General features: G+C 43.8%; 25 protein-coding genes (1 of these 25 running past the window's edge). 11 read left to right on the forward strand and 14 right to left on the reverse strand.

The window, feature by feature from the left end:
- From speE to LEP1GSC194_RS03835, 5 genes are all read left to right on the forward strand, one after another.
- A protein-coding gene (gene speE, locus LEP1GSC194_RS03815; RefSeq protein ID WP_017809925.1) for a polyamine aminopropyltransferase crosses the window boundary here: on the forward strand, positions 1-281 show its 3' portion. It extends 562 nt beyond the left edge of the window; the window shows 281 of its 843 coding nt (coding positions 563-843); its start codon lies off the left edge, out of view; its stop codon occupies positions 279-281.
- 26 nt (positions 282-307) lie between these two features.
- Positions 308-1,123: an orotidine-5'-phosphate decarboxylase gene (pyrF, locus tag LEP1GSC194_RS03820; protein WP_017809926.1), complete on the forward strand. Its 816-nt coding sequence runs from the start codon at positions 308-310 to the stop codon at positions 1,121-1,123.
- Positions 1,124-1,202: 79 nt separating this feature from the next.
- A complete protein-coding gene (locus tag LEP1GSC194_RS03825) occupies positions 1,203-1,691 on the forward strand; it encodes a hypothetical protein (protein WP_408605326.1) in 489 nt (162 codons plus the stop codon).
- Between the two features lie 215 nt (positions 1,692-1,906).
- Positions 1,907-2,365: a YqaA family protein gene (locus LEP1GSC194_RS03830; RefSeq protein WP_036041374.1), complete on the forward strand. Its 459-nt coding sequence runs from the start codon at positions 1,907-1,909 to the stop codon at positions 2,363-2,365.
- A gap of 256 nt (positions 2,366-2,621) precedes the next feature.
- Positions 2,622-3,065, forward strand: coding sequence for a DUF2062 domain-containing protein (locus tag LEP1GSC194_RS03835; RefSeq protein WP_051185323.1), 444 nt, complete (start codon positions 2,622-2,624; stop codon positions 3,063-3,065).
- Positions 3,066-3,214: 149 nt separating this feature from the next.
- Here the strand turns inward: LEP1GSC194_RS03835 and LEP1GSC194_RS03840 are convergent, their stop codons facing one another.
- The 5 genes from LEP1GSC194_RS03840 to LEP1GSC194_RS03860 form a co-directional block, all read right to left on the reverse strand.
- Positions 3,215-3,970 (reverse strand): hypothetical protein, encoded by a 756-nt coding sequence (locus LEP1GSC194_RS03840; RefSeq protein WP_020772407.1) that lies wholly within the window; start codon positions 3,968-3,970, stop codon positions 3,215-3,217.
- A 12-nt stretch (positions 3,971-3,982) separates the two neighbouring features.
- Positions 3,983-4,189, reverse strand: coding sequence for a hypothetical protein (locus LEP1GSC194_RS03845; RefSeq protein ID WP_020772472.1), 207 nt, complete (start codon positions 4,187-4,189; stop codon positions 3,983-3,985).
- Positions 4,190-4,243: 54 nt separating this feature from the next.
- A complete protein-coding gene (locus LEP1GSC194_RS03850) occupies positions 4,244-4,840 on the reverse strand; it encodes a hypothetical protein (RefSeq protein ID WP_020772347.1) in 597 nt (198 codons plus the stop codon).
- Positions 4,824-5,945, reverse strand: coding sequence for a KamA family radical SAM protein (locus LEP1GSC194_RS03855; protein WP_021064751.1), 1,122 nt, complete (start codon positions 5,943-5,945; stop codon positions 4,824-4,826). Before LEP1GSC194_RS03855 ends, LEP1GSC194_RS03850 begins: the two co-directional genes overlap by 17 nt.
- A 124-nt stretch (positions 5,946-6,069) precedes the next feature.
- Positions 6,070-6,975 (reverse strand): phosphate ABC transporter substrate-binding protein, encoded by a 906-nt coding sequence (locus LEP1GSC194_RS03860; protein ID WP_020772534.1) that lies wholly within the window; start codon positions 6,973-6,975, stop codon positions 6,070-6,072.
- A 280-nt stretch (positions 6,976-7,255) separates the two neighbouring features.
- Here LEP1GSC194_RS03860 and efp point away from each other — a divergent pair, with 280 nt between their 5' ends.
- Genes efp through LEP1GSC194_RS03880 form a run of 4 tightly spaced genes read left to right on the forward strand, consistent with a single transcriptional unit; the run spans position 7,256 to position 9,834 of the window.
- Positions 7,256-7,822 carry an elongation factor P gene (efp, locus tag LEP1GSC194_RS03865; protein WP_020772460.1) on the forward strand — a complete coding sequence of 189 codons (567 nt, stop codon included), beginning with the start codon at positions 7,256-7,258 and terminating at the stop codon, positions 7,820-7,822.
- A gap of 19 nt (positions 7,823-7,841) precedes the next feature.
- On the forward strand, positions 7,842-8,375 hold the full coding sequence (locus LEP1GSC194_RS03870; RefSeq protein WP_017808663.1) for a 1,2-dihydroxy-3-keto-5-methylthiopentene dioxygenase: 534 nt from the start codon (positions 7,842-7,844) through the stop codon (positions 8,373-8,375).
- Position 8,376: 1 nt separating this feature from the next.
- Positions 8,377-9,123, forward strand: coding sequence for a methylthioribulose 1-phosphate dehydratase (gene mtnB, locus LEP1GSC194_RS03875; protein ID WP_020772467.1), 747 nt, complete (start codon positions 8,377-8,379; stop codon positions 9,121-9,123).
- Positions 9,124-9,135: 12 nt separating this feature from the next.
- Positions 9,136-9,834 carry an SDR family oxidoreductase gene (locus LEP1GSC194_RS03880; RefSeq protein WP_020772418.1) on the forward strand — a complete coding sequence of 233 codons (699 nt, stop codon included), beginning with the start codon at positions 9,136-9,138 and terminating at the stop codon, positions 9,832-9,834.
- A 3-nt stretch (positions 9,835-9,837) separates the two neighbouring features.
- Here the strand turns inward: LEP1GSC194_RS03880 and LEP1GSC194_RS03885 are convergent, their stop codons facing one another.
- From LEP1GSC194_RS03885 to LEP1GSC194_RS03920, 8 genes are all read right to left on the reverse strand, one after another.
- Positions 9,838-12,363: a histidine kinase N-terminal 7TM domain-containing protein gene (locus tag LEP1GSC194_RS03885; protein ID WP_036041382.1), complete on the reverse strand. Its 2,526-nt coding sequence runs from the start codon at positions 12,361-12,363 to the stop codon at positions 9,838-9,840.
- A gap of 134 nt (positions 12,364-12,497) precedes the next feature.
- A complete protein-coding gene (locus LEP1GSC194_RS03890) occupies positions 12,498-13,049 on the reverse strand; it encodes a PadR family transcriptional regulator (RefSeq protein WP_020772353.1) in 552 nt (183 codons plus the stop codon).
- A 229-nt stretch (positions 13,050-13,278) separates the two neighbouring features.
- Positions 13,279-14,898, reverse strand: a complete 1,620-nt coding sequence (locus LEP1GSC194_RS03895) for a phytoene desaturase family protein (protein ID WP_020772466.1) — start codon at positions 14,896-14,898, stop codon at positions 13,279-13,281.
- Between the two features lie 116 nt (positions 14,899-15,014).
- Entirely contained in the window at positions 15,015-15,374 is a 360-nt protein-coding gene (locus LEP1GSC194_RS03900) for an LB_289 family protein (RefSeq protein WP_020772395.1), read from the reverse strand.
- A gap of 173 nt (positions 15,375-15,547) precedes the next feature.
- Entirely contained in the window at positions 15,548-15,979 is a 432-nt protein-coding gene (locus tag LEP1GSC194_RS03905) for an acyl-CoA thioesterase (RefSeq protein ID WP_020772543.1), read from the reverse strand.
- A gap of 2 nt (positions 15,980-15,981) precedes the next feature.
- Positions 15,982-16,707 carry a Yip1 family protein gene (locus LEP1GSC194_RS03910; protein WP_020772376.1) on the reverse strand — a complete coding sequence of 242 codons (726 nt, stop codon included), beginning with the start codon at positions 16,705-16,707 and terminating at the stop codon, positions 15,982-15,984.
- 86 nt (positions 16,708-16,793) lie between these two features.
- Positions 16,794-18,383, reverse strand: a complete 1,590-nt coding sequence (locus LEP1GSC194_RS03915; RefSeq protein ID WP_020772532.1) for an FMN-binding glutamate synthase family protein — start codon at positions 18,381-18,383, stop codon at positions 16,794-16,796.
- A 63-nt stretch (positions 18,384-18,446) separates the two neighbouring features.
- Positions 18,447-19,241, reverse strand: coding sequence for a UDP-2,3-diacylglucosamine diphosphatase (locus tag LEP1GSC194_RS03920; protein WP_020772469.1), 795 nt, complete (start codon positions 19,239-19,241; stop codon positions 18,447-18,449).
- A 371-nt stretch (positions 19,242-19,612) separates the two neighbouring features.
- Between LEP1GSC194_RS03920 and LEP1GSC194_RS03925 the strand changes: the two genes are divergently transcribed.
- Entirely contained in the window at positions 19,613-20,725 is a 1,113-nt protein-coding gene (locus tag LEP1GSC194_RS03925) for a hypothetical protein (RefSeq protein ID WP_017809952.1), read from the forward strand.
- Positions 20,726-20,880: 155 nt separating this feature from the next.
- Here the strand turns inward: LEP1GSC194_RS03925 and LEP1GSC194_RS03930 are convergent, their stop codons facing one another.
- The gene (locus tag LEP1GSC194_RS03930; RefSeq protein WP_020772492.1) at positions 20,881-22,179 is read right to left on the reverse strand and encodes an acetyl-CoA hydrolase/transferase family protein; all 1,299 of its coding nucleotides are present in this window, start codon (positions 22,177-22,179) and stop codon (positions 20,881-20,883) included.
- A 166-nt stretch (positions 22,180-22,345) separates the two neighbouring features.
- Between LEP1GSC194_RS03930 and LEP1GSC194_RS03935 the strand changes: the two genes are divergently transcribed.
- Positions 22,346-23,557: an MFS transporter gene (locus LEP1GSC194_RS03935; RefSeq protein WP_036041385.1), complete on the forward strand. Its 1,212-nt coding sequence runs from the start codon at positions 22,346-22,348 to the stop codon at positions 23,555-23,557.
- Positions 23,558-23,945: the final 388 nt, after the last annotated feature.

Consider the following 23,945-nt stretch of genomic DNA (forward strand, 5'->3'; position numbering starts at 1 on the left):
CGACTCAGGGAGAAAGTTTCTATTATCACGGATCGATCATCCGGGAGTTGTTCAACTTCATTCCTGAGATTTTCAAACACTGCGGTTATTATTACACGGTGGTTCCCACGTATCCATCCGGGATCATCGGTTTTACGTATTGTTCGAAAGGTCCGGACCCTTATACTGTGGTTCCCGATCCCCAAAGGGTTCCGCAAGGACTGAAATATTATTCTGCGGAGATGCACAAGGCGGCGTTCGTGCTTCCTCAGTTTGCGCAGAAACATATCGTTCGTAAGTAAGATCATTAGTTTCCGGGGAGGGGCTTTTGAATTTTCAAAGTAAATTCCTGACCCGGAGCCAATCTCTACAATCTCTTCTTTGTATCGGGCTTGATCCCGACTACTACAAACTTCCGGAAATTGTTAAACGAAGTCCGGAGCCCCTCGTTCAATTTTGCCGCGAGATCATCGACGCAACCGCGCCTTATGCGGTCGCATACAAACCGAATATCGCTTTTTTTGAAGTGTTCGGTTCCTCCGGAATCCGTCAGTTTGAAAAAGTAATCGGTCATCTCAAAAGCAATTATCCTCAGATTCCGATCGTTGCGGACGTTAAACGCGGAGATTTGGACAATACCGCGAGACAATACGCGCGTTATTATTTCGGTGATCTTCAAGTGGATAGTCTGACTCTTTCTCCGTATATGGGTCTTGACTCGCTTCGCCCTTTTTTAGAATATCAAGATCATCTAATATTCTGGCTTTGCCTTACGTCCAATCCAGACTCGGCGCAGTTTCAAAAGAAAAGATTTTCGCAAACGGGCCGCACTCTCTACGAGGAAGTCGCGTACGTAGCAAACTCGATTTCTCCTTTGAACTTGGGTTTTGTAGTAGGAGCGACCAACCCGCTCGAGTTGGAAACTCTACGTAAACAAAATCCCGATCGGATTTTTTTGATTCCCGGTTTCGGAGCGCAGGGGGCAAAACTCGACGATCTTTTGCCGGTTTGCGGCCGTTATTCGTTGATCAATTCTTCGAGGGGGATTCATTTCGCTTCGAGCGGTTTGGATTTTGCGATGCGCGCCGGTCGGGAAGCGGAAAAAATTCATAAGATGATACAAGCTAAATTTGCCGTCCTGTAATCTACTTTAAAAATTCTTAAAATTCTAAAATCAAAGAGTCGGATTCAAGAGAATCTTCTTTTAAGAATTTGATTTTGAGGTGAAAATCTTGCGAATCCTCCAATACGGAAAGACGACACTTTTACTTTTGTGTTGTTGTGTTTATTTTGATTCTTATGATCTACATCGATCCGTCTTTGCGGAAGACGGGGACGTAGGCAAAGGGAAATGTCCGCCTGTTCTCTCCGATCGAGAACCTTTGGTTCTTGATTTGAGCGTTTCCGATCGGAATCTAAATATTCTTCTCTCCAAACTTCGGAGTGAAAAGATTCAAATCGTCGACGTCGAAAAAATCTCTAAGAAACAAGCTCAAGTAAGAATTGAAATTTTAGAATCCGAGTTTCAGACTCTTTTTTCGGGTTCCGTGGAATATAGTCTTGTCGAATACAGTTCTCATTCGGGAACTTACTGCCAGAGATACATCCGAAGTTATCGAATTCCATTTCGGTTTAAAAAATTCATTTGGGAAATACGAGTCCCGGACCCCCAAGTGGGATGGAACGGACCTAAATCGATTTCAAAAGAATAACAAACGTCAAAAGAAAAAAAGACCGCCGTAGCCTATGCAAACCTTGAGATTCCTGGAAACGATACAAGGAAATAATATTAAAAGAATAGAATATTCATTTTTTTTACTGATTAACTAAATGATTTGTGTCCGCAAAAATTCAAAGACGTTATTTGCGGACCTGCAAAATCTGGAAATAGAACTTGAATTTCTTTTCGGGTTTAAAAGGAGCCGCAGTGGAGCAGAACCTTTGGGAAATTTTATCCAAGTTGATTCCGACATACGGAGGTTTTGGTCTTGCGATCGTATCCTTCGCCGCCGCGACGATTCTTCCGTTCAGCTCCGAAGCTGCATTCGCTCTTGCGATTCTTTCGGGACTTTCTCCTTACGAGGCGGTTGTGTGGGCGTCTTTCGGGAATTGCGCCGCGTGTTCGGTTAACTATTTTTTAGGTTACGGCTCGGAAACCTTTGTTCGCAAAAAATTGGATTCTTCTCAGATGTTTCAAAGGTTATATCAAAAAATACAAACGATCGGTTGGCCGATCTTATTGTTGTCCTTTTTGCCGATTGTAGGCGATCCGATTACGATTCTTTCCGGATTTTTTAGACAAAGATTGTGGTTATTCGCGAGTATCGTATTCACTCTGCGTATCGCTCGTTATATACTACTCGCGTTCGTTTTCGTAAAATCGTAGAAATTTATTTCCATTCCAATTGATGGGTTTTGACGAATCTTTTATTCGGAAGTGGGGATATTACTTTTCTTATTGTGCCGCTCCGTTTTCGATGAGAAATATCGGCGTCGTTTCGGTAAGACCGAACGATTTGAGTCTGAAATTTTTAAATAAGAAGTTGTAAGTGCAAAAGGAAACGACATCTAAAGACGCGCATCCGACTTGGAAAGGAAAATCGATTTTTCATTTTCTAAAACGTTTTTCTCCGAAAAACGGAATGGATATCATCAAGAGGGAACTCAAATCCGGAATTACCCCGGAAAAAATTTCCTTAAGTATTGTCGTCGGCGCGGGAATGGGTGTGTTTCCTTTGATCGGAACGACGATGACTCTTTGCGGAATTTTAGGGATATTGTTCAGACTCAATCCGGTTGCAATTCAGTTGGCGAATTATCTCGTGTATCCGTTGCAGATCCTTTTGATCTTTCCGTTTTTACAAACGGGTTCGATGATTACCTCGACTCCGCTCGATCTGGATTGGGCGGAAAACATTTCCGCAGAAAACGTTTCCGCGATCGCAAAAGGAATTTTCGACGTGGCGGGTTTTGCCGTTTTAGGATGGCTCGTTTGGGTTCCGGGAATTTCTATCGTTCTTTATTTTCTTCTTTTACCGTTTATGAAAAAAGCGAGTAGCTTGTTTCATTCTAAAAGAATTCGGTAAAATCCTATCATTATATTCGTATTTCCGAATACTTTATATTAGAGGTGTTGAAAAAACAATAGTTCGGATTAACAAAACCGCCTCAATCGACCATTTCATTGAAGCGGACGGGGAATTAATTTTTCAACACCTCTAATTAAAACTCGGACCTAGTAATTCAATTTGAGAATCTTGATTTCTTTCTCTTCGAAACGGATCGTGTCCTTGAGATTCTGAAACTTTTCCGCGGAAAAAGGATTTTGATGGTTACGAATTTCCGTTTTTAACTTTAGGATTTCTTCATATAGATTCAAAATTTCCAAGGTGTTTTCCCTCGCTTCTTTGCGATAGAGCCCGCGCACCATTGCGATCAGTCTTGCGGGAATATCCGCGTGAACGATTTCAATCCAACTGAGGTCTTCGATTTCACGAAAGATCCAATTCTGAAGATAAAGAGCCACGAGCCTTTCCATTCTCATGATCTCTTCTTTGGTGTTTCTAGGAGAGATACTTTTGTAAAAGCGGTATCTTTTTTTCAGGTGTTTTCCGGTGGCAAGGGGATCGATGGTCAGACCTTTGAGTTTGGCCCATTCTCCCATTAAGGAAGGAAAAGATTCTTTTCCGAAAAAAGGTTCTCCGAACTCGCAGATATGAGCCGCGGAAGGTTCGAAAATGCGGAGCCTTGCCAAAAAAGAATCCGTGTCCGCGGTAACGAGTTGAACGGGAGCGATTTCTTCCAAGGGACTGAAAACCGCATTGATTTCCCTTAAAAAAGTGCTCTTCAACTGATCGCTCGGATCCGCTAAAAGAAAAAAATTAAAGTCGGACGAATCCCGAAAATCTCCTCTTTGTCTCGACCCGTAAAAAAGGATCTCGAAGGGTTTTAGGGAAAATACGGTTTGCAGATTTTGTTTGATCGACTCCATCTTCCCACTCTCTTATTCAAAAAATAATTTCATTCTCGAAAGATTTTCGAGAATCGCGTCGTAAGCCCTATCTCTTTCTTCCGCATTTCTAAACGGAAGGGATTTGATATGATTGAGATCGTTGTAGATGATCTCAATCGAATTGGAAGAGGAGTTTTTCTTGATCGTGGATATATAATCCAGGTTGATGATTTCAGAATCTCCCAGTTTCAACCACATACCAGATCCTTGCAAAGGATAGCATACGGATCTGTACGGAATCGGTCAAGAATACTAAAAAATTCTGAGTCCATTACGGATATTTTCATGAAATTTCTTTCCGAGCGTGGCCGGATTTTCTTCGGAATCGTTTTTAACGTCCGTTTCAAATACGAAAATGAAGGAATCTTTCTGCCATACCCACCGAACATAACAGTGTCCGTTATGGATTCCGGTTAAAACGCTGGCCCTTGAGTCGTTTGGCATGGAAAAATATTGATATTGTTTGTTCTCAAGCGAATTCAATTCCTCGTTTGTTAGGATGTGTTTGAAATCGACCTGATTGTCTTCCGTATAAGAGGAAGCCTTGATTCTTTCGAATTGGTTTGCCGAGGATCGGATCGTAAAATCGTAAAACAGTCCTCTCGCAAATAATTTCCCGGATTCGTGGAGGGTTACCCCTTCGGAAGTCTCATAGACCACGTCGTAGTTGAGTCTAAGATATCTGGGAGTTACGATCGAGACGCTCTTACCGCTTTCGGTAGTTTTGCAATTGGAAACGGTTAAAAATACGAACGTCAGAAGTAACAAAACGAGTCGCGGATATTTTCTTTCGACGCGGTTCTTGCGGTAAGTATCGTAAAGTCGATTTCGCTTAATAGCCGATTTCATAAAGTTCGTCCTGGTAGTTTCGAAAGACATACGAACGATCCGTTTTTTCCGCCAGATAGGAAGTAGGAAGAGGAACCTTACCCCCGCCTCCGGTCAGATCCACCACGTAAAGCGGAACCGATAAGCCCGAAATTTTTCCTCGAATCTGTTTCATGATTTCCACACCTTTTTCAATTTCGACTCGGAAACCTCCGCTTCCCCAAACCTCGTCGCACTGATGCAGATAATAGGGTTTGATTCCGATCGCGGTAAGACCGTAAAAGAGTTCTTTTAACGTTTCGGCGGAATCGTTGATTCCCTTTAAGAGGACTGCTTGGTTTAAAACCATCGCGTTTCCTTTTCGGATCAGAAAAGAAATTCTTTCCCGAACGAGAGGAGTTATCTCTTTCGGGTGATTGAAATGAGTGACCAGATAAATCGGAAAATGTTTTTTGAGAACGGCGCATAACGACGAATCGATTCTCATCGGAAGTGTTACCGGATATCGGGAGTGAATCCGAACCTGATTGATATGCGGAATGGATTTTAATTCTCTTAAGAGATAATCCAGTTTTTCATCGGAGAGGTTGAGCGGATCCCCTCCGGAAAGAATCACTTCCTTGATTTCCGGATGCGATCGAAAGTAAGTCAGAGCCTGATCCCATTCTTCCTTGCCGGGCGTATGAAAGGATTTGCTGACTTTTCTTTTGCGAGTACAAAATCTGCAATAAACCGCACATACGTGCGACAGATACCAAATCACACGATCGGGATATCGATGAGTGACTCCTTTGACCGGCATATGAGTTTCTTCCGCGAGAGGGTCCTCTCTTTCAAAATCGTTTCGAATCAACTCTTCCCGACGAGGAACAACCTGAAGTCGGATCGGACAGTCGGGATTTTTTTTGTCCGCGAGATTTAAGTAATAAGGTGTAACGGAAAATTCGAAAAATGTCGAACAAGCGTCGAAAGAGAGTTTTTCTTCTTCCGTCAGTTCGAGATGCTCGGACAACTGCGCTTGGGTTTTGATTCGATTTTGAATCTGCCATTTCCAATTCGACCATTTCGGAGAAGATTCCAAATCGGTTCGAGAGTAGTGGATGTGATCGAAAGAGGAATGGGACATGAAGGATTGGCTCCGGAACAAAATCCTCCGATCGTCGTTTGACGCGTCAACCAGTATTAGGGTTCAGTGGATAGGAGTCAGATATCAGGGTTAAAATTTTTCCGATTGGATTCCCGACTCCGACTTACTTTTTGACTTCGACTTCTACGGTCGGGAGAGTTCCTCTTAAATATCCGCTTTTGAGGATCGTGCTTTGTCCTTCCTCACTCGTAACATACGTGATAAAGTCGTCTATTTTTTGCCCGTGATCGGAAAGGTAGAATAGATAGAGGCCTCTGGAAAGTTTATATTTTCTGTTGTAAACGTTTTCGATACTCGGGATCACAAAGGGATCTTTTCCGGAAAGAGAATATTCCAAAGCGCGCACTTTACCTTTATTTTCAAGAAGGGCGCTTCCCATTCCCATAAACCCGATCGCGTTCGAATTGGAATCGATCGCCGCCGCCATTCTATCATTGTCCGCAACGATTTTAGCGGATTTGGAATACTCCACATTCTTTCTGGTTTCGAAATTTTTAACCCCTAAATCTTTTTGTTTGAGAACGTGCGTTTCAAAGTAGGACGCGGTTCCAGATTTGTCGTTTCGAATCACTAAGTCTATCTTTCCGGATTTGCCCCCGACTCGCGACCAGTCCGTGATTTCTCCCGCAAAAATTTTAGAAGCGGTTTCCAAACCCATTTTACGAACCGGATTGGACGGATGAACAATGATTGCGATTCCGTCATAAGCGATCGTGAGGGATTCGAATTTTCCTTTGGAATCGAATTCTTTGAGTTCCTTTTCGGTAAGGGGTCTGCTTACGGCGGCGATGTCCGTTTTACCCTGAACTAATCTTTCGATTCCTTCGATCGAACCTCCGCCGTGAACTACGACTTGGATTTCCGATTTCTTTTTCGAATATTCCAAACCGATCATCTGAAGCATTAAATGCATCGTTTCCGAGCCGGTGACCGTGATCGTTTCCTTAGGTTTACAATTTCCGGTAAGCGCGCCGAGGATCGTTATAAGAATCATAAACTTTAGTTTCATACGTTTACTTTTATGTTCCTGTGAAAAGTTGTCCGGGATACTTGCTTGTGGTATCAAAAAAGTCCATTCTAATTCGAGCTTGAATTATTACAAATTAACACACGGCGTTTGGTTTGCGGTGGCAGATGGATCGTTATTTCTTGGTTTTGCCAAGAGCCAACGCTTTTGCTTCGCAGCTTTTGGCCACAACGCTCTATGGATCGCTCGATGGCTTCTTTTTCTTGACAGGGCGCCCTTTCCCCGAGAAATAGAAGGAGGTAAACTATTCTTAGGAAATTCCATGACTCTTGGTATCACAGAAGTAAAAAAAGGTATGGTTCTCAAAGTGGAAGGGGATCTTTACTCGGTCGTCAAAACCGAATTCGTAAACCCTGGAAAGGGTTCGGCTTTTATCAGAACGAAACTCAAAAACCTTACCAGAAACAGCTCCATCGAACGCACATTCAAGGCGGCGGAAAAATTGGAGAGCGTCGAATTAGAAAAAAGAAATATGACCATCTGCTACACGGAAGGCGACGATATCATCTTCATGGATTCCAACGACTTCGAACAAATGCCGGTGTCTAAAGAATATGTGGAAGACATTCTTCCCTTTTTAAAAGAAGAAACCGCGATGGAAGTTACTTTCTACGAAGGCAAACCGATCGGAGTCATTCCTCCTAACTTCTCCATCTTGCAAGTTACCTACGCCGAAGAAGGTCTTAAAGGAGACACATCCGGCACGGCTCAAAAACGAGTCACCGTCGAAACCGGCGGAGAAATCAACGTTCCGATATTCGTAAAGCAGGGAGACGTAATCAAAATAGACCTGCGGGATCTCACTTACGTGGAAAGGGTCAACAAATAACAATCTGCGGAGGTTATCTATGGCAACGATAGTAAGACAAAACGGCCTGGGGCCGATTCAGGAAACGAACGAAGTAAAATCCTTTCTCAAAGAAAGGGGAATCGATTACGATCACTGGCAGGTTCCGCCTAACGCGTCAAATCTGACGGACAAGGAAGTTCTGGCCGATAACGAAAAGGAGGAACTCCTCAAAAAACTGGACGATCGTTTCGAAACTCTCAAAGAAAAAGAAGGGTATCAATCCAGAGACTTGATCGTGTTACATCCGAACGTATCGGGATTGAACGATATGCTCGCAAAGTTCGATCGAGTTCACTATCACACGGACGAGGAAGTGAGATATATCGTGGACGGTTCCGGAGTTTTCGGATTCGCTCTCAAGGGGGAGAAATTTCTTGTTCACGTAGTAAAGGACGATTTTATTTCCGTACCTAGAAACACAAATCACTGGTTTTATCTGGATGATAAAAAGAGAATCAAAGCGGTTCGTTACTTTCAGGATATGAGCGGCTGGGTTCCGAACTACGTGGAAGAAACCAATTCCCTGGACTGATATGTCCGCTAAAAAACAACTGGAAAGGCTCTCGGAATTGGGAGCCGCCTATCACAAAAACGGATGGATGCCGGGAACCGCCGGAAATCTTTCCATTCGTTTGCCGGAAGAATCCGGATTCTGGGTTAGCGGAAGCGGCTTGGATAAAAATCTATTAAACAAACGTAATTTTCTATACGTCGACTTGGAATCTGGTAAACCTTCCGCTTCGAAAAATTCCAAGGCGGAAAAGGGACTCAAACCCAGCGCGGAAACTTCGATCCACAGAGCCGTCTATCGCGCGTTAGACGGAGTCGGATGCGGGTTACACGTTCATACCTTGGAATCCAATCTGATCCGTGCGAACACCGCCAAAACCGATCCCGTCGCTCTTTTGGAGTTGCCCTCGATCGAAATCCTAAAGGTTTACGGAATCTGGGAGGAAAGCCCGAAAGTTTATGTTCCCGTAATATACAATTTTCCGAATGTACAGGACATTTCTGATTGTTTGGAAAAATATCTGAAAGAATACAAACCGACGGTTCCTTTCTGTATCATCGAAAAACATGGAATTACGGTCTGGGGAAAGGATACGGTACAGGCCAATCGAAATCTGGAAGCGACCGACTTTATCCTCAAATACATCGTATCCTGGAAGAGTTTGTCTTATCCGGGAGAAAAAAAGAATCTTCCTACGGATACGATCGAGTTGGACCGTCAGGAAGTGTTTTCGACGGAATTTCCCGTTTATCCCGCCACTTTTTTTTAAGGGGAGAATTTTTTGTCTTCCGAAAAAGAAAGAAAACTCATCCTCGTCGCCGGAGCCGGTTCCGGAATCGGAAAATCCGTATTAGAAAATCTGAATCTATTGAATCAAGCTGCGATCGGAGTTTCCAGGACGGGGACGGCTTGGAAACCGGACGGCGAGTTTGAACGAGGAAAGAATTTTCAGTGTAATCTTTCCAGACAATCCGAAGTCCTTGAATTCGTAGCGGCTTTAAAAGAACGGGTTTCTTGCTTGGTCGGCGTTTATTTCACATTCGGAAGCGGGCTTTTTAAACCCGTAGAACAAATCACATTAGAGGAATGGAATGCACATTTTGTTCTCAATCTAAATTCCCTGTTTTTACTTACGAAAGAAATACTTCCGCTTTTAAGAGCGGGATCTTTTTTGTGTTATCTTTCTTCCACCGCGGGCTATCAGGGGTTTTCGGATTCTACCGCTTACTGCGCGAGTCGGCATGCGATCGCGGGTTTTGCAAAAGCTCTCCGGGAAGAATTGAAATCGAAAGGGATTCGAGTTATTACCGTATATCCGGGCGCGGTGTATACGGATATCTGGAAGGGAAGAGAGGGTTTCGAGCAGGACGATATGATCCCGGTCGACGACTTCGGGAAGTGGCTCGCCACACTTTCCACTTTGCCGGACGCCGTCTATCCGGACGAGATCCGATTGCTTCCCCGCAAAGGAATATTATAATATTCAACTATTTAAATGTTTGATCGGAAGTTTGACCGTGAACACCGTTTTTCCTGGTTTTGAATCGTAAAAGATCATCCCTTTGTGTTTTTCTACGACCTTGAGACAAATATCCAGACCGAGCCCGCTTCCTTCTCCCGGAGGTTTTGTGGTAAAAAAGGGATCGAAGATCCTTTCCCGAAGAGATTCCGGAATTCCGGGTCCCGAGTCCTCCACTTTGACAACCGCAAAATCGTCCTCGCGATTTACGCTGATCTTTAATTTGCCCGAGTAATTCATCGCTTGGACGGCGTTCATGATTAGGTTCGTCCATAGATGTAAAAGATCGTCTCGATAGATCGGAACGGAAGGTAGTTCCCCGAACTCAACGTAGAGTTCCACTCCGTGGCGGAATAAATTTTGATAAAGGGTCAATACGGTTTCGATATTTTCTTTAAGATTAGAATGTTCTAATACGCTGTCGTTGTCGAAATGCGCGAAACTTTTCAGAGCGTAGAGAATTTTGGAGGACCTTTCCACGGCGGCTTGGATCGTCTGCGAATTCCTTTCCGGTCCTAAAAGGTCGGTGATGAGTTCTAAGATGGGAACGGCCTCTTCGTGTTTTAGGAGTTCCAGATATTCTTTTTCCTTTCCGTAAAGACCGCATTCGAACGCGACTTCGCAGAGTTCGTTGGAGGGGGCAAAAAAACCTAAACTTTCCAGATTGGCCCTGACTTCCTTAACTCGTTTTCTCCTTTCAAGACCCAAAACCAAATCGGAATGATTCCCCGCGATTTCAACGAGGTCGGAAATTTGGTTTCTGATCCTTTCCGGGAGTACGGTAAGAAGCCGGAAGTAGATTTTGGATTTCTCACGAAAGGATTTCGTATAGTGTTGTATGTTCTGATTGGAAGCTTGGATTGCGCCTAACGGGTTATTGATTTCGTGCGCGATTCCGGAGACGAGTTGACCTAAGTCGGCGAGTTTAGCCGTTTGAACGAGCTGGGCCTGGGTTTTTTTCAACGTGTCTATGATCTTTTCCAATTCTTTTTTTTGGTCCTCGATCATTTGATTTTTTCTGACGATCTCTTCGTTGGCGGATTTTAAATTCGCAATTTCATTTTCCGCGTTATAAACGTCCGTCAGGTCGGCGCCCGCGGATATGACGTAGTTTGTTCTGAAATTTTCATCCTTGATCTCCCTGTTTTCCCATTGAATCACTTTACGTTCTTTGAATTTACCGATCCATTGTTCCTGGGTTTTGGAGAGGATCCTGCTTCGAATCATTCTAAGATAGGTTTTTTTGACGGATTCCTTCTTGTCGGGTTCGACGAAGATATCCCAGAAAGTTTGTCCGTGTACTTCGTCTGAGCGATAACCGAAAGCGTTTTCACAAGCCTTGTTGAATCTGAGGATTCTACCTTCCCGGTCGAGAACCAAAAAAAGAACTCGAGTGGAATCCAGGATCATATTCAAAAAGTTTTTTTCTTCGATCGCCCTTTCTTCGCCTAACTTGCGTTCCGTGATGTTCCTTAGGGAAAGAATCCAAAAATCGCTCCGTTCGGACTGATTGGAAAAATTCCCGAGGATCACTTCGTAATATCTGAATCTTCCGTTCATAAAAAGCCTAAGATCGGGGATGGAGTCGATTTCCTTCCGTTTGTATTTTTCGATCAAGTGATCCAGTTCCGGATAAATTTCCTTCAAGGTTACGCCCGAAAAGTTGAGTCGGTTGAGGAATAATGCGATCGCCGACTTATTGTAATCCAGAATTATATTGTTTTTATCTAATATTAAAATTCCGTCCTGAATTAGGTTGAATACCTTATCCCGCGCGACCGGGATCAAATCCATCATCTTAAAATAAAAAATACCGTACGCCCAAACGAGGGAGGTTACACAACCGGTGATCGGAAATACGTCCAGATACGGATTGATAAACGGAAAAAGTCCGGCGACCGTCATCAATCCCCCCAAAAACGGGAATAAAATTCCGATTAAGAGCATAAACATCTGTCCCTTTTTAAATCCCTTAAAGGTCAAAAATTTCCAGATTAGGATCACGATGATAATCGTTTGAGCGGAGAAATAGTAGGATACGAACAACCTCATCCAAGGTCCGTAATCATAGGTAAGCGCTTTCCAAGGAGTATTTGCAAGAAATTGAATATTTGTTCGTATTAACTCGGGTTTATATCCGGACCAGATAAAAAGTTCGTTGGAAATCGGAAATAGTAAGAGGAAACCGATCAGAGGAAATCGATAGACGAAGGTGAGAGACGTAATTCTGGGAATCAAAAAAGAGATTCCGATTACGATTATGTCCTTTCCGATAAACTGAAAATCGTCCCAAAAAAGAATCCATCGTTCGTTTTTGGAAAGAATTTCAAAAAAACTCCCGAACGAATAAAGGGCCAACCCGCAGATTACGAACAGGAATTCCTTACTACCTTGAACTCTCCGGTTTTTATACGTTATATAGGAATTGATTCCGAAAATCGCAAAAGAAAAACCCGAATAAAAGGCAAAAGGAGACCAGACGAGTTCCATGTTTTCTTGGAGAGGCGGCAGATTCAGATTCATTGGCGCTCCACTTTGGGGTCACATCGAAGAATGATTTTTTCGAATAAGTTTGTAGCCTAAGCGAAATTGATCGAAGTGAAAAGTAGAAAAACGAAGTCGTTTTAAAAATCGGAATTTTTTATCTTATCCCTAGATTCTTTCGCCCATTCTAAAAAACTATGTGCGGACGCGATTCCGAAATTGAGAGTGATTAGGCATAACGTTTTGTTCGGATTCGAATTTTCGGAACCTGCCATAAACGTTCGAATGTTTTCGTAGATCTCCGTCAGACGCAGGGCTTCCTCTTTTGTATCCTGAAGATGTCGAATCAGGACCTCTTTGTCTACGTGATTGCCGAAAAAAATTTTGAGAAGAAGTTCGTTCCGATACGGAAATTTTTCCACGGGTTTTTCCAACCACTCTTTGAGTTCCTTTTTCCCCTTGGGTGTGATCTTATAGATCGTAGATTCGGGGCCGGAACCTTTTTTTTCTTTGGAGGATTTGAGACATTCTTCCTTTTCCAGTTGTTTCAGAATCGGATAAATTTGTCCGAAACTTTCCTGCCAAAAAAAGCCGATGGATTGTTCGATGGTCTTTTTGATTTCGTAGGCATTTTTAGGACCTTGTCCCAAAATACCTAAGAGTGCATAACGTGTTTTATTGATACGAGCCATTGAAAAGGTTTTAAACCTTGATTTCTTTTATAGATACGGAATGAGTAACACTTACAAATGAGATTTTTACGACAAATTCATAAAGACAAAAAGTTAGATGCCTCAAACTATAAAATGAGAAGTATATCTTTTAGATACTATCTGCCAGAGAGATCAAGCATAATTTTAATTCTTTAATTCTTTCGGTTTTTAAGTTCCGATAAAATCGCCGAAAAATGTGAGCTCTTCCTCATATTCGGTTCTTGTTTTTCTTTCCGGCTTCTCGAAAGATTTGAATCATTTTAATTCCGTCGGTGAGATGCGCTACGGCGCTGATTCCTCCCATCATCGCACCGCTCATTCCCGGCGAGGCGGCATCCGCTCCGGTAAGAAATAAATTTTTGATCGGAGTGATCGGAGAAAACCAAGGAGCCGCCTCTTCTCTAAAACGGTCGGGCACGCAGGGAAGACCGTAGATCGTTCCGTTTTTATGAAGGGTAAAATGTTCCGTGGTCAGAGGAGTGGAAACTTCCGTGTATTCCACGATGTTTTTAAATCCCGGAAAACGATCCTCTATATAATTCAAAAGTTTGTCCCGGATGGAATCTTTCAGTTGTTTATATTCTTGGTCCCTTTCCTTCCAAGGTTGATCCTTCCATTTTAAGAACGGAGCGTAGCTGCTGAATGCGATGACTTCTGCCGTATGTGCGTGAGCGTGCGGATCCTTGAGAGATGGAAACGAAAGATACGCGCCCGGAATCCGATTTCCCAGAATCCAATCGACCTCAAAATTCCGATCATGATCCAAAGAGTCGTAGATCCAGTAATTCTCTCCTAAAAATCCCAGTTTTTTCGGATCGTCTTTGAATCCGATATAAAGAGTTACATTCGTAGTCATAGGATGACGTTCGGCAAAACTTTTGAGTTTTTCTAAAAACGGAATTTTATTCCGGGAAGGAATCAACTTCGTGTAAGTGTTATATGCGCCTGCGTTAGACACGATTGCGTCCGCGGTATATTCTTCGATAACTTCCCGTTCGGCTTCCTCCGATTTTTTTCGATTTTTGACTCTAACTCCGACCGCTTTTCCGTCCTGTATTAGAATTTCTTGAACTTCTCTGGAGAGTAGAATTCCTCCTTCCTTTTCTTGAATGATTTTTTGAATCGATTGCGCGATGACTCCCGAACCTCCTATCGGATAATAACCGCCCTTCAAATAATGCGCGACGATGAGTGCGTGGATCGCAAACGCGCTGAGAGAAGGAGGAAGTCCGTAATCCCCCCATTGGGATGCGAGGACTGCTTTGAGTTTCGGGGATCTAAAATTCCCGTCCAAATATTCTTTTGTGGTGATCAGCGCGGAGGAGGATCCGATCAAGTCGATCGTATGTTTGAACTTGTCCAAAAACGGAGGAAGCGCTTTGAGTATCATATGTCTTCCGTGCCAACTCGCAACCTTCCGAACGTCGTTGAAATAATTGCGAATGGCCTCCGATTCTTCCGGAAATAAGGATATTAGATCTTTCTGATATTGTTCCGGGTCGCTGTTTTCTCCGAAAGTAAATCCGGGGTAAACGAACTTCTCGAAGATTTGAGGCATTTTATTCCATTCCACTTGATTGCGCGTGATCAGATCGAAGATTTTGCGGAGCATAGAATTCTCATCCATGTCTCCAATGTAATGGATTCCCACGTCCCAGAGGAATTTACCTTCCCTTTTGAATACGTGTGTGAAACCTCCGGCCTTGAAGTGTTGTTCCAGGATTAAAACTTTTTTATCTCTATATTGCGCCATCAGAGAGGCGACGGTCAGAGCGCCGATTCCGGAACCGATGATGATAAGATCGTAATGAGTTCGTTTGATATCCATAAAAAACTCTCCCTGACAAGTTTCGGGACAGATTGTTACGAATATAAAAGTTTATAAAAGGATTTTTTTTTAAGAGTAAGCGGGTCGCTTAAATGCGATAAAAGGAAAATCGGGGTTTAAACCCCGATTTCTTCTTCGGTTTTCTCGGATTCTTCTTCGTTCATCAAATCCTTGAGTTCGTTGTAGGCTTTTTCCTTTTCCTGAACTCCCGTCTTTTTGATGGCCTTTCGAAGTACGTTTTCCCATTGTTTTACGGGAAGATTCGCCTGGATGTCTTCTAAAAGTTCCAAGATGCCAATGTCGTCTCCCGTATTGAAGATTTCGTTCGCGTCATAACGAAAGAGCGCCGACAACTCGTCGATATACACTCCGACGCTGCTTCCTTTTCCGGAGGCTAACCTCTTTTCTTGAAGTTGAACCTTTTTTTCTGCCTTGCGGAGGTCTCTTTCTCTTCTTTCCAGTTCGGTGCGTTTCATAGAAAAACCCTCGAGTATAGCTGATAAGCCAGTTTTTTACGGGGGCTTTTCATGTATAGGAGATTCCCGGGAGGCCCCCGGTACCGGTTCTAAAAACATTTCTTCTAAAATCCATCTCTCTATACTATAGACGGATAGAATGAACGTTTTAGCGGGGCTTTCGCTCAATATCCCTAAGGAAATATTTTTCTAAATCCGTCCGGAAGAACTCCTAATTTGCGAGTTGTGTAATCCATAAATACGACTCCCGTTTTGGCTTCGCAGATCACCTTACCGTTGGCCGGACCGTCCGCGTGAGTCATTCTATAATAGATGTCGCAACCTCTTTGATTGAAATCTCCGGCCGTAATCTCCACTCGAATCTTATCTCGAAAGAAAGCTTCTGCCTTGTAAACGACCGCGATGTCGGTCATGATGATTCCCAATCCTTCGACGTTGAGTTCGTTGTAGTTGTGTTCCAAAAAGAATCTCGCTCTCGCTTCGTGAAGCAAGGAGACAACTCGATCGTGTGCAAGATGATCCGCAAAGTTGACGTCGTAAATTCGTACGTCCAAATCCACGGACCAAATAAATTGATTTGGAAGTTCCAATTGAATTCTTGCCATGGTTATTGTTTGTGTCCTTCGGCTTCCGCTTTTTCCATCGCCTTTCGGATGATTTCCGCGGTTTCCCGTTTTCCTTGTGTTTCCTCTTCTTTTGTAAGAGGTTTATGAGAATCGACGTTCTCAATGATTTTGTAATCTTTCCTATACGAATCCATTTTTGAGTATTGAAGATACAAAAGAACGGAGACGAACCCGAACAGAATGATCGCCGTTCTTTTTGCCGGAGCTTGCAGATAGGAAGTCAGAACGAGATAGAATAAAAACGGAATGTATGCGGTAAACGCGACTCCGATCCCGATACCCAGATAAATATGAATCAATCCGCCGAAACTTTGGAGCAGCAACGCCGCCCAAAATACGCTTAAGACGGCCGTGCTCGCTCTGAAGTTTTTCCTCCAGTCGGTGTTCCCGCCCGCGATCCAGGAAAAAAACATATAAAGAAAACCTAAAGTAGGAAAAACGATAAAACTTGAGAGAAAATACGCGACAGGCATCTCGAAAAATAACAAAGTCAAAGGCGGACTTGAAGTTCCGCTCGAAGCGAATAAGGTCATTCCGATGACTGCAACCGCGTATAAAAAGCTCATGTAGACTAAACAACGAAGATATAAGGAGATCAGGGGTTCTTCGGGTGCTTTGGAAAGATTTTTGAAAAAGGAAACCGGTTTTATTAGAACTTCCCGGGCTTCTTCGATTGCGTTCGTAAAGGAAAAGGAAAACTTGAACATTGGATTATTTCACACAGGTTTTTTTCTAAAAACTTACGTGGCAAGAGGAAAAGAATCCGAATTCCGATTAAAAACGAAACAAACTTTTAGACCGCGGGATGTTCTCGTTTGACGGTCCCCTGCATGTATTCTTCCAAGTAAGTATGATCCGTATAATCCAACATTTTCGTAAAATGAACGTGGTCCCTTTCGTAACCTAAGACAACTTCCAGCGGTTTGAAAATATTGAGTCCGGCGCTGATTTCAATATCGCTTCCCCGGAATTGAAGCGGGTGTTCGTATCCCGCGGCGTGAGTCACCGAAAGGACTTCCCTGCGCAGTCCTTTGATATAGTTCGCGTTCCGTTCCGCTTTGAGTTCGATGTCGAGACCTGCTTGTAACCAACGGTTTTGAGTCGCGACTCCGGTGGGGCAGTGATCCGTATGACAACGTTGGGCTTGGATACAACCGATGGACATCATCGCTTCTCTGGCTATGTTGATGAGGTCGCAGCCCATCGCGAACGCTACGATGGCTCTATCAGGAAATCCTAATTTACCGCTTCCGATCCAAGCCATTCTTTCGGAGAGTTTTTCTTTCTGAAAAATCTGATAAACTCTGGCAAATCCCACTTTGAAAGGAAGAGAAACGTGATCCGCAAAGGCTAACGGAGCCGCTCCCGTTCCTCCTTCTCCTCCGTCGATCGTGATAAAGTCCGGGCCCTTGCCAGTTTGTTTCATTCTTTCCGCGAGTTCGTTCCAAAAATGAATTTCACCGATCGCACTTTTGATTCCGACGGGAAGTCCGCTCGCGGAGTGAAGCCTTTCGATAAAGTCGATCAGTTCGTTTACGTTTCCGAACTCCGAATGTGCGTTAGGCGAAATACAGTCTTGTCCTAGGGGAACTCCCCGGATATCCGCGATCTGTTTGGTCACTTTTTTTCCGGGAAGAATTCCTCCCTTGCCGGGTTTGGCGCCTTGGGAAAGTTTGATTTCTATCATTCTTATTTGAGGATTTTCTTGAATTTTTTGACCGAACAGATCCAGTGAGAAATTTCCTTTTTCGTCTCTTGTCCCGAAATATCCGGTTCCGATCTGCCAAACGATATCGCCGCCTAACTTGTGATAGGGGCTGATCCCGCCTTCTCCCGTATTTTGATAACAGTGCGCCATCATCGCTCCCTTGTTGAGAGCGGAGACCGCGTTCTTACCGAGAGATCCGTACGACATCGCGGAAATGTTCACCACGGACGGAGGACGAAAGGGTTTTTTACGATTGTGAAATTCTCCGATGATCTTGAGGCAGGGAATCATGGATGTATCGTTTTTGAGATGTTTTACTTTGGATTCGGGAAACGGAAACGCGCTGTGTTTGATGATCGGATAACCCGCTTCGTACAGAAGTTCCGTGGTTCCGAAACCGAAGTTGTTGTTTTGTTTTTTTGCGGTCGCGTAAACCCAAGAACGTTCCGCTCTGCTAAAAGGCATCTCCTCTTTATCGTTGGCGACCCAGTACTGACGCAGTTCGGGACCGATCATTTCAAAAAGATAACGCAGTCTTCCTACAAGAGGAAAGTTATGTTTGATCGCGTGTCTTCTTTGAAAGATATCATGCAGAAGAGCGATGATCGTATAAGCACCGACGGCGTAAAACAGAGAAGACCACGAAATAAACTGTAAGACATCGGGAATTTGCATCGGGCAATTCTGCACCTTTTGAAAACGTTCCGCAAGAAATATTTTTACTAAGGCAAAGGATTCTTATTTATGTTTGTAGACGAATTGTTTGGAGAATTTTCCCCGTTTATTCATTTTGGCGCCGATAAAACGCGAGCCGTCCTGGATTACGAAGCTGTTGCTCTTTACCCAGTCGCCCGTGTTGATGATTTTTAGATGAGGAATGCAGAGAAAGTCGTGTGTGTGACCGGAGATAAGGACCCTGTCTCCTTGATGTGTGATTTTGGAAAGCCGTTTGTAGTATCCGAGAATTTCTTCCGTGGTGGTCGGATCCTGTCTGTTCAGATGTTTTTGATAAAACGCTTCCGAAAAACGGAATAGCTTCGGGACGAGAAGCGCAATCGCATGCAAAAAACGTAATAAAAAAATCGAACCGATCCAAGTGAAACGATTGTACTGACCTTGATGACCGTGAACCGCGATCAACGTTTCGTTTTCGGTTTTTTCGCAGACTTTCCAATTCCTTTCCCGAAGATATCTTTCGATCTTGGGAGGAAGGTTCATCAGATAGGAAGTGGAGTCGTGATTTCCCACGATGTAGATCTTATCGCCTTCGAATGTGGATAAGGAATCGAGCCTGTCGAAGAGTTTGTTGAATTTTTTTCTACTTTTTTTGAGCTTACGCGATGCGCTGAAAAACCAATTTTCCAGGATGTCCCCCACGAGATATACGTTCTTGAAACGAACGTTTTTTCGATTCAAATGATCCAGGAACTGAAAGAGTTCTTTGTGTTTGTGTGATTTTATCTTTTTGTCGATAAGGTAGTGAACGTCCGAAAGAAAAATTCCCTCATAGACTTTGTCTCTCTCAAATTTCATCCTACGTTGGTTTCAAAATCAATTCAACGAAAAACGAAGTTTTCGTCAAACGATTCGATCCGATTCTTTCTCGTAAAAAATAAAATTCGAACGATCCGATGCCCTAACAAATACGAGGATTCTTATCTTTGATGAAACGTTTCTTTAGAGCTTGCCCGAAAAACCGTCGAGCGCCAATAGAAGGAGACAGGTTCTAATGTGGAATTTGCGTTTTTGAGCGTAAAAAGCGCGTTACCTCTCTTTAAAAATGAGATTTTTCTAGTCATTCTTATTTTACGTTATAACTTGGGTCATTTTGGCTGTCTCAGTTTGTGCTCAGGATTCGTTTATTTAGATAACAAAATGCCTGATGTATTTTTGAGGAGATTCAAATGAAAGAGTTTTTACAAAAGACGATGAGAGGGGCGAGCGTGCTCCTGATAATGTATGTGATTTGGAATTGTGGAGGAGAAAAACAAAACGATTCTTCCTCTTTGCTAATGCTTTTGGGGCCTAAACAGTCTTCGCAGACTGAGACTTATTCTTTTAACACGATGGCTCCAGATGGTGAATTTCAAAATATAGGCGCAAATCAAAATCAACCGGAATTCAATGCCGGATCAGAAATAGTGGAGTACAGCAATTCCTCGGAACCCGATCTTATGGTTTATGTTTATTTTCCTGGCTCTAGACAAATGAAACCGGGAGAAGACATCTCTCGAAAACTAAGCCTTCAGGTTGCCAACTTTGGAGGAGGTCTGGCGGCTGGAAGTCGTCCCGATCAGGAAGGTTATATGGTAGATTTGATTCTTTCTAAAGACAAAGAGGTACCCGAAGGTTATGCTCCTTATTCTTCCGATTTTAAAGAAGACGTTTTGTTAGGTGGCGGAAGAATCAGCAATACTCCGGACCTGGTTTCAGGGGCTCTCAAATATGTAAGCGAAGGATCGAATATCCTTCCTAAAAACGTACCAACGGGAGATTATTATATATGTGCGAGAGTCGATATAGGATCTAAGATTGCCGAGTCGAATGAGGGCAATAATACGAATTGTTTTCCGATCTCGATTCAAACGGAAGAACTACTTCCCGATTTAATCATTCCTCGCGCTTCCGTCTATCCTAGCGGAATGAAATGTAGAGCCTATAAACCGATGATGTATGTGACCGCCGAGATCAAGAATATCGGACAGGGTGTAAGTCCTGCATTGCCGAACGTAGGTATCATAAACGCACTAGAGCCGGATGGAATTCATGGAAATGGAATAGGATACGAATCGGTAATCCAACCCGGAGAAACCGTCACGGTGACGTTTCCGATTTATTTTCCGATTAACGAATCTTTCGAAGTGAACACTTCTTTGGTTGAAAAGAAGCATACATTTGATCTGAGATTGAATCGTGGAAATTGGATACCCGAATTGAATGTGCAAAATAACGCATATATTAGAAAGCCGTTAGAACTTACAATTCCGGAAGGTTATTGTAAAAGTCATTCTGGTTGATCTTTAATCCTTTGAAAAATTCAATTTGAAATATCCTCTCCATCGGGCTGTGCAACCAGCCCGATGCGAATAAACCCCTCGTTTATAAAATCCGATTCATAACAAAATTTATAGAGTTAAGATTGTAGTCGTTCGATGGATTTTTGGGACAAGTTCTAAAGAACCTTGAACCGTTCCAGGGCTTCTTGTTCGAGTTTTTCCCTGTGACGGGGATGTGCGATTGCGATCAAGGCCTTGGCTCTTTGTCTCAGATTTTTTCCGTATAAATCGGCGAAACCGAATTCGGTTACTACGAAATGAACGTGAGCCCGAGTTGTGACGACGTTTGCTCCCGGTTTTAACAAGGAAACGATTCTGGATTCTCCCTTGGATGTGGTGGAAGGAAGAGCGATGATGGGTTTGCCTCCCGGTGAAAGGGACGCGCCTCGGATAAAGTCCATCTGACCTCCGACTCCGGAATATTGTCTGGTTCCGATCGAATCCGCGCAGACCTGTCCCGTTAAGTCCACTTCCACCGCCGAATTGATCGCGGTCACTTTCGGATTTTTTCGAATCACGTGAGGATCGTTGATGTAACCGATGTCGAGCATCGCAATTTCCGGGTTGTCGTCGATAAAGTCGTAAAGTTTGGCGGTTCCCATTACAAAACCGGAAACGATTTTACCCGGATGTTTCTTTTTACGGATACCGTTGATGATTCCCTTTCGAACGAGTTCCATCACGCCGTCCGAAAACATTTCCGTATGAATTCCCAAATCCTTATGAGAAGTCAGGCACGTTAGGACTGCATTGGGGATCGCTCCGATTCCCATCTGCAAGGTAGCGCCGTCTTCTACGAGAGAGGCCACGTTTTTACCGATCGCAAGCTCGACGTCCGAAGGTCGTTCGGAGACGTGTTCGTATAAGGGAAGATTTCCTTCCACAAGGGAATGGATTTTATTCACGTGGATGATTCCGTCCCCGTGGGTGCGCGGCATGTTTGCGTTGACTTGGGCGATTACGATCTTTGCGGTTTCGACGGCGGCCTTGCTGATATCGACCGAAACTCCGAGGGAACAAAAACCGTGTTTATCGGGAGGGGACACTTGTATGAGGGCTACGTCCAGGGGAAGAATTCCGTTTCGAAATAGAGAAGGGCATTCACTTAAGAAAATCGGAATATAGTCTCCTCTGCCTTCTTCGACCGCCTTTCGGGTGTTAGCCGCCACAAAAAGTGCGTTCGTAAAAAATTTTCCTTCCATACCCGGTTCCACATAAGGAGCCTTACCTTCCGTGTGGAGATGGACCATTTCCACATCGGTCAATTCGTCGGCCCGAGCCGTCAAAGCATCGATGAGGAGCCTGGGTGCGGCGGCGACGCTGTGGACGAAGACCCTTTGACCCGATTTGACCGAGGAAAGAGCGGTATCAGCGGAAATAAATTTACTGTCGGTTTTAGAACTCAAATTTTCCATTCCTAAATTATCGGCTTTGAAACTTAAATTCGCAAGCCCGCCGATTCGTTGCGGGTCTACGAGTTCTAATCTGTTGTCGGCAGGATCTCAAAGGATTTTCGAAAATCAGAACGTTCAATCCATTTTTTCTATCTACAAAGAAACGGCATTTCGCCAGCTTATCCATATGTCTTCCCATTCTGCTCGTAACATTCACGTAAAATCCGAAGCGATGTTGATCTTTGTTTTGGCGGCCGTTCAATTCACGCATATTCTCGACTTCGTAATCATGATGCCTTTGGGGAGTTATTTCCAAGAAGCGTTCGGTATCAATCCGAGAGAATTCTCCTTTCTCATTTCCGCATATACTTACAGCGCGTTTTTGGCCGGAATCGTAGGCGCGCTTTTTATCGATCGTTTCAATCGAAAGTCCGCGGCGATTTTTTTATACGCGGGATTTATTCTCGGAACCGCATGTTGTGCGGTCGCAAATTCCTACTTTTTTCTTTTGTCTGCGAGAATCATCTCCGGTGCGTTCGGAGGAATTTTGAGTTCCGTTATCTTTGCGATCGTAGGAGACGTGATTGCGATGGACCGGAGGGGAAGGGCGACCGGCGCTATTATGGGAGCTTTTTCCGTTTCCTCCGTGATCGGAATTCCCTTGGGATTGAAAGTCGCCGAGTATTACGGATGGAACATGTCCTTTGCGGGGATCGTACTTTTGAGTCTTCCGATTTTTGTTTTGATGTATTATCATCTTCCGAGTATTCCGCCGTTTCAATCCGCGGGAAAGGATCCGATTAGAAATTTTTTTCGCATTCTCACGTATAAAAGATACATGGCGTCTTATATGCTCATCATGTTCGTGATTCTCGGAGGGTTTACGATCATTCCGTTTATCGCGCCTTATATGGAAAGAAACGTGGGAATTCCCAAGGAGAACATTCCTTGGATTTATTTCTTCGGAGGATTGGTTACGTTTTTCTCTTCCAGGGTGATCGGGATTATCTCGGATAAGGTCGGAAAACACAAGGTATTCTATATTCTGGTTCCCTTATCTTTTATTCCGATCTTTATCATGACGAATCTCGGTCAGACGACGCTCGTAAACGTTTTGATTCTCACGACCGTTTTTATGGTCCTCGTATCCGGAAGATGGATTCCGGCCTTGGCGTTGATTACTTCTACGACCGAACCGAAGGATCGAGGAAGTTTTATGACGGTGATCTCCGCGTTACAGAATCTCGCGTCCGGGCTTGGGGCCACGATCGGAGGAAGCATTTTGACGGCGGCGAGTCCCACGGCTCCGTACGAAAATTACGAAGTAGCCGGTTATCTGGCGATGGGCTTCAATGTGATCGCCCTGATATTGATTTCCAAGGTGAAAGCGGTTTCTTGAACGCGCCTCAGTTCAGGAGATTGGGAACAGATGAATTTCGTTACGCTCTTTATGTTTCACAAAAATCTAGGAACTCCCACGAAGTTCGAGAATGGGCCTTCAAAAAAAATCCGCTCTGTTCTTGACAATTCAATGAGACAGAATATTTTGCTGCCACACGAAAAGGAGGTGGTCTAGTGAATGATAGTTGTTGTAAACAATTGACCTGTGAGGTGGCTGAGCAATAGCCCGGAGTTTCACTTGCAATACGGCCGAAATGGGGCATTGCAATCCAATCAGACCGCTGACCTTTCTGAGTTTCGAGAACTGGTCATTCCCGAGCTTCCGATCTCGACAGATGGATGTCGATGAAACGATGCAGTCGCTCAGAAGGTTTCCACTTTTCAAA

The sequence above is a fragment of the Leptospira alstonii serovar Sichuan str. 79601 genome (genome assembly GCF_000347175.1).
Taxonomy (GTDB): Bacteria; Spirochaetota; Leptospiria; order Leptospirales; family Leptospiraceae; genus Leptospira; species Leptospira alstonii.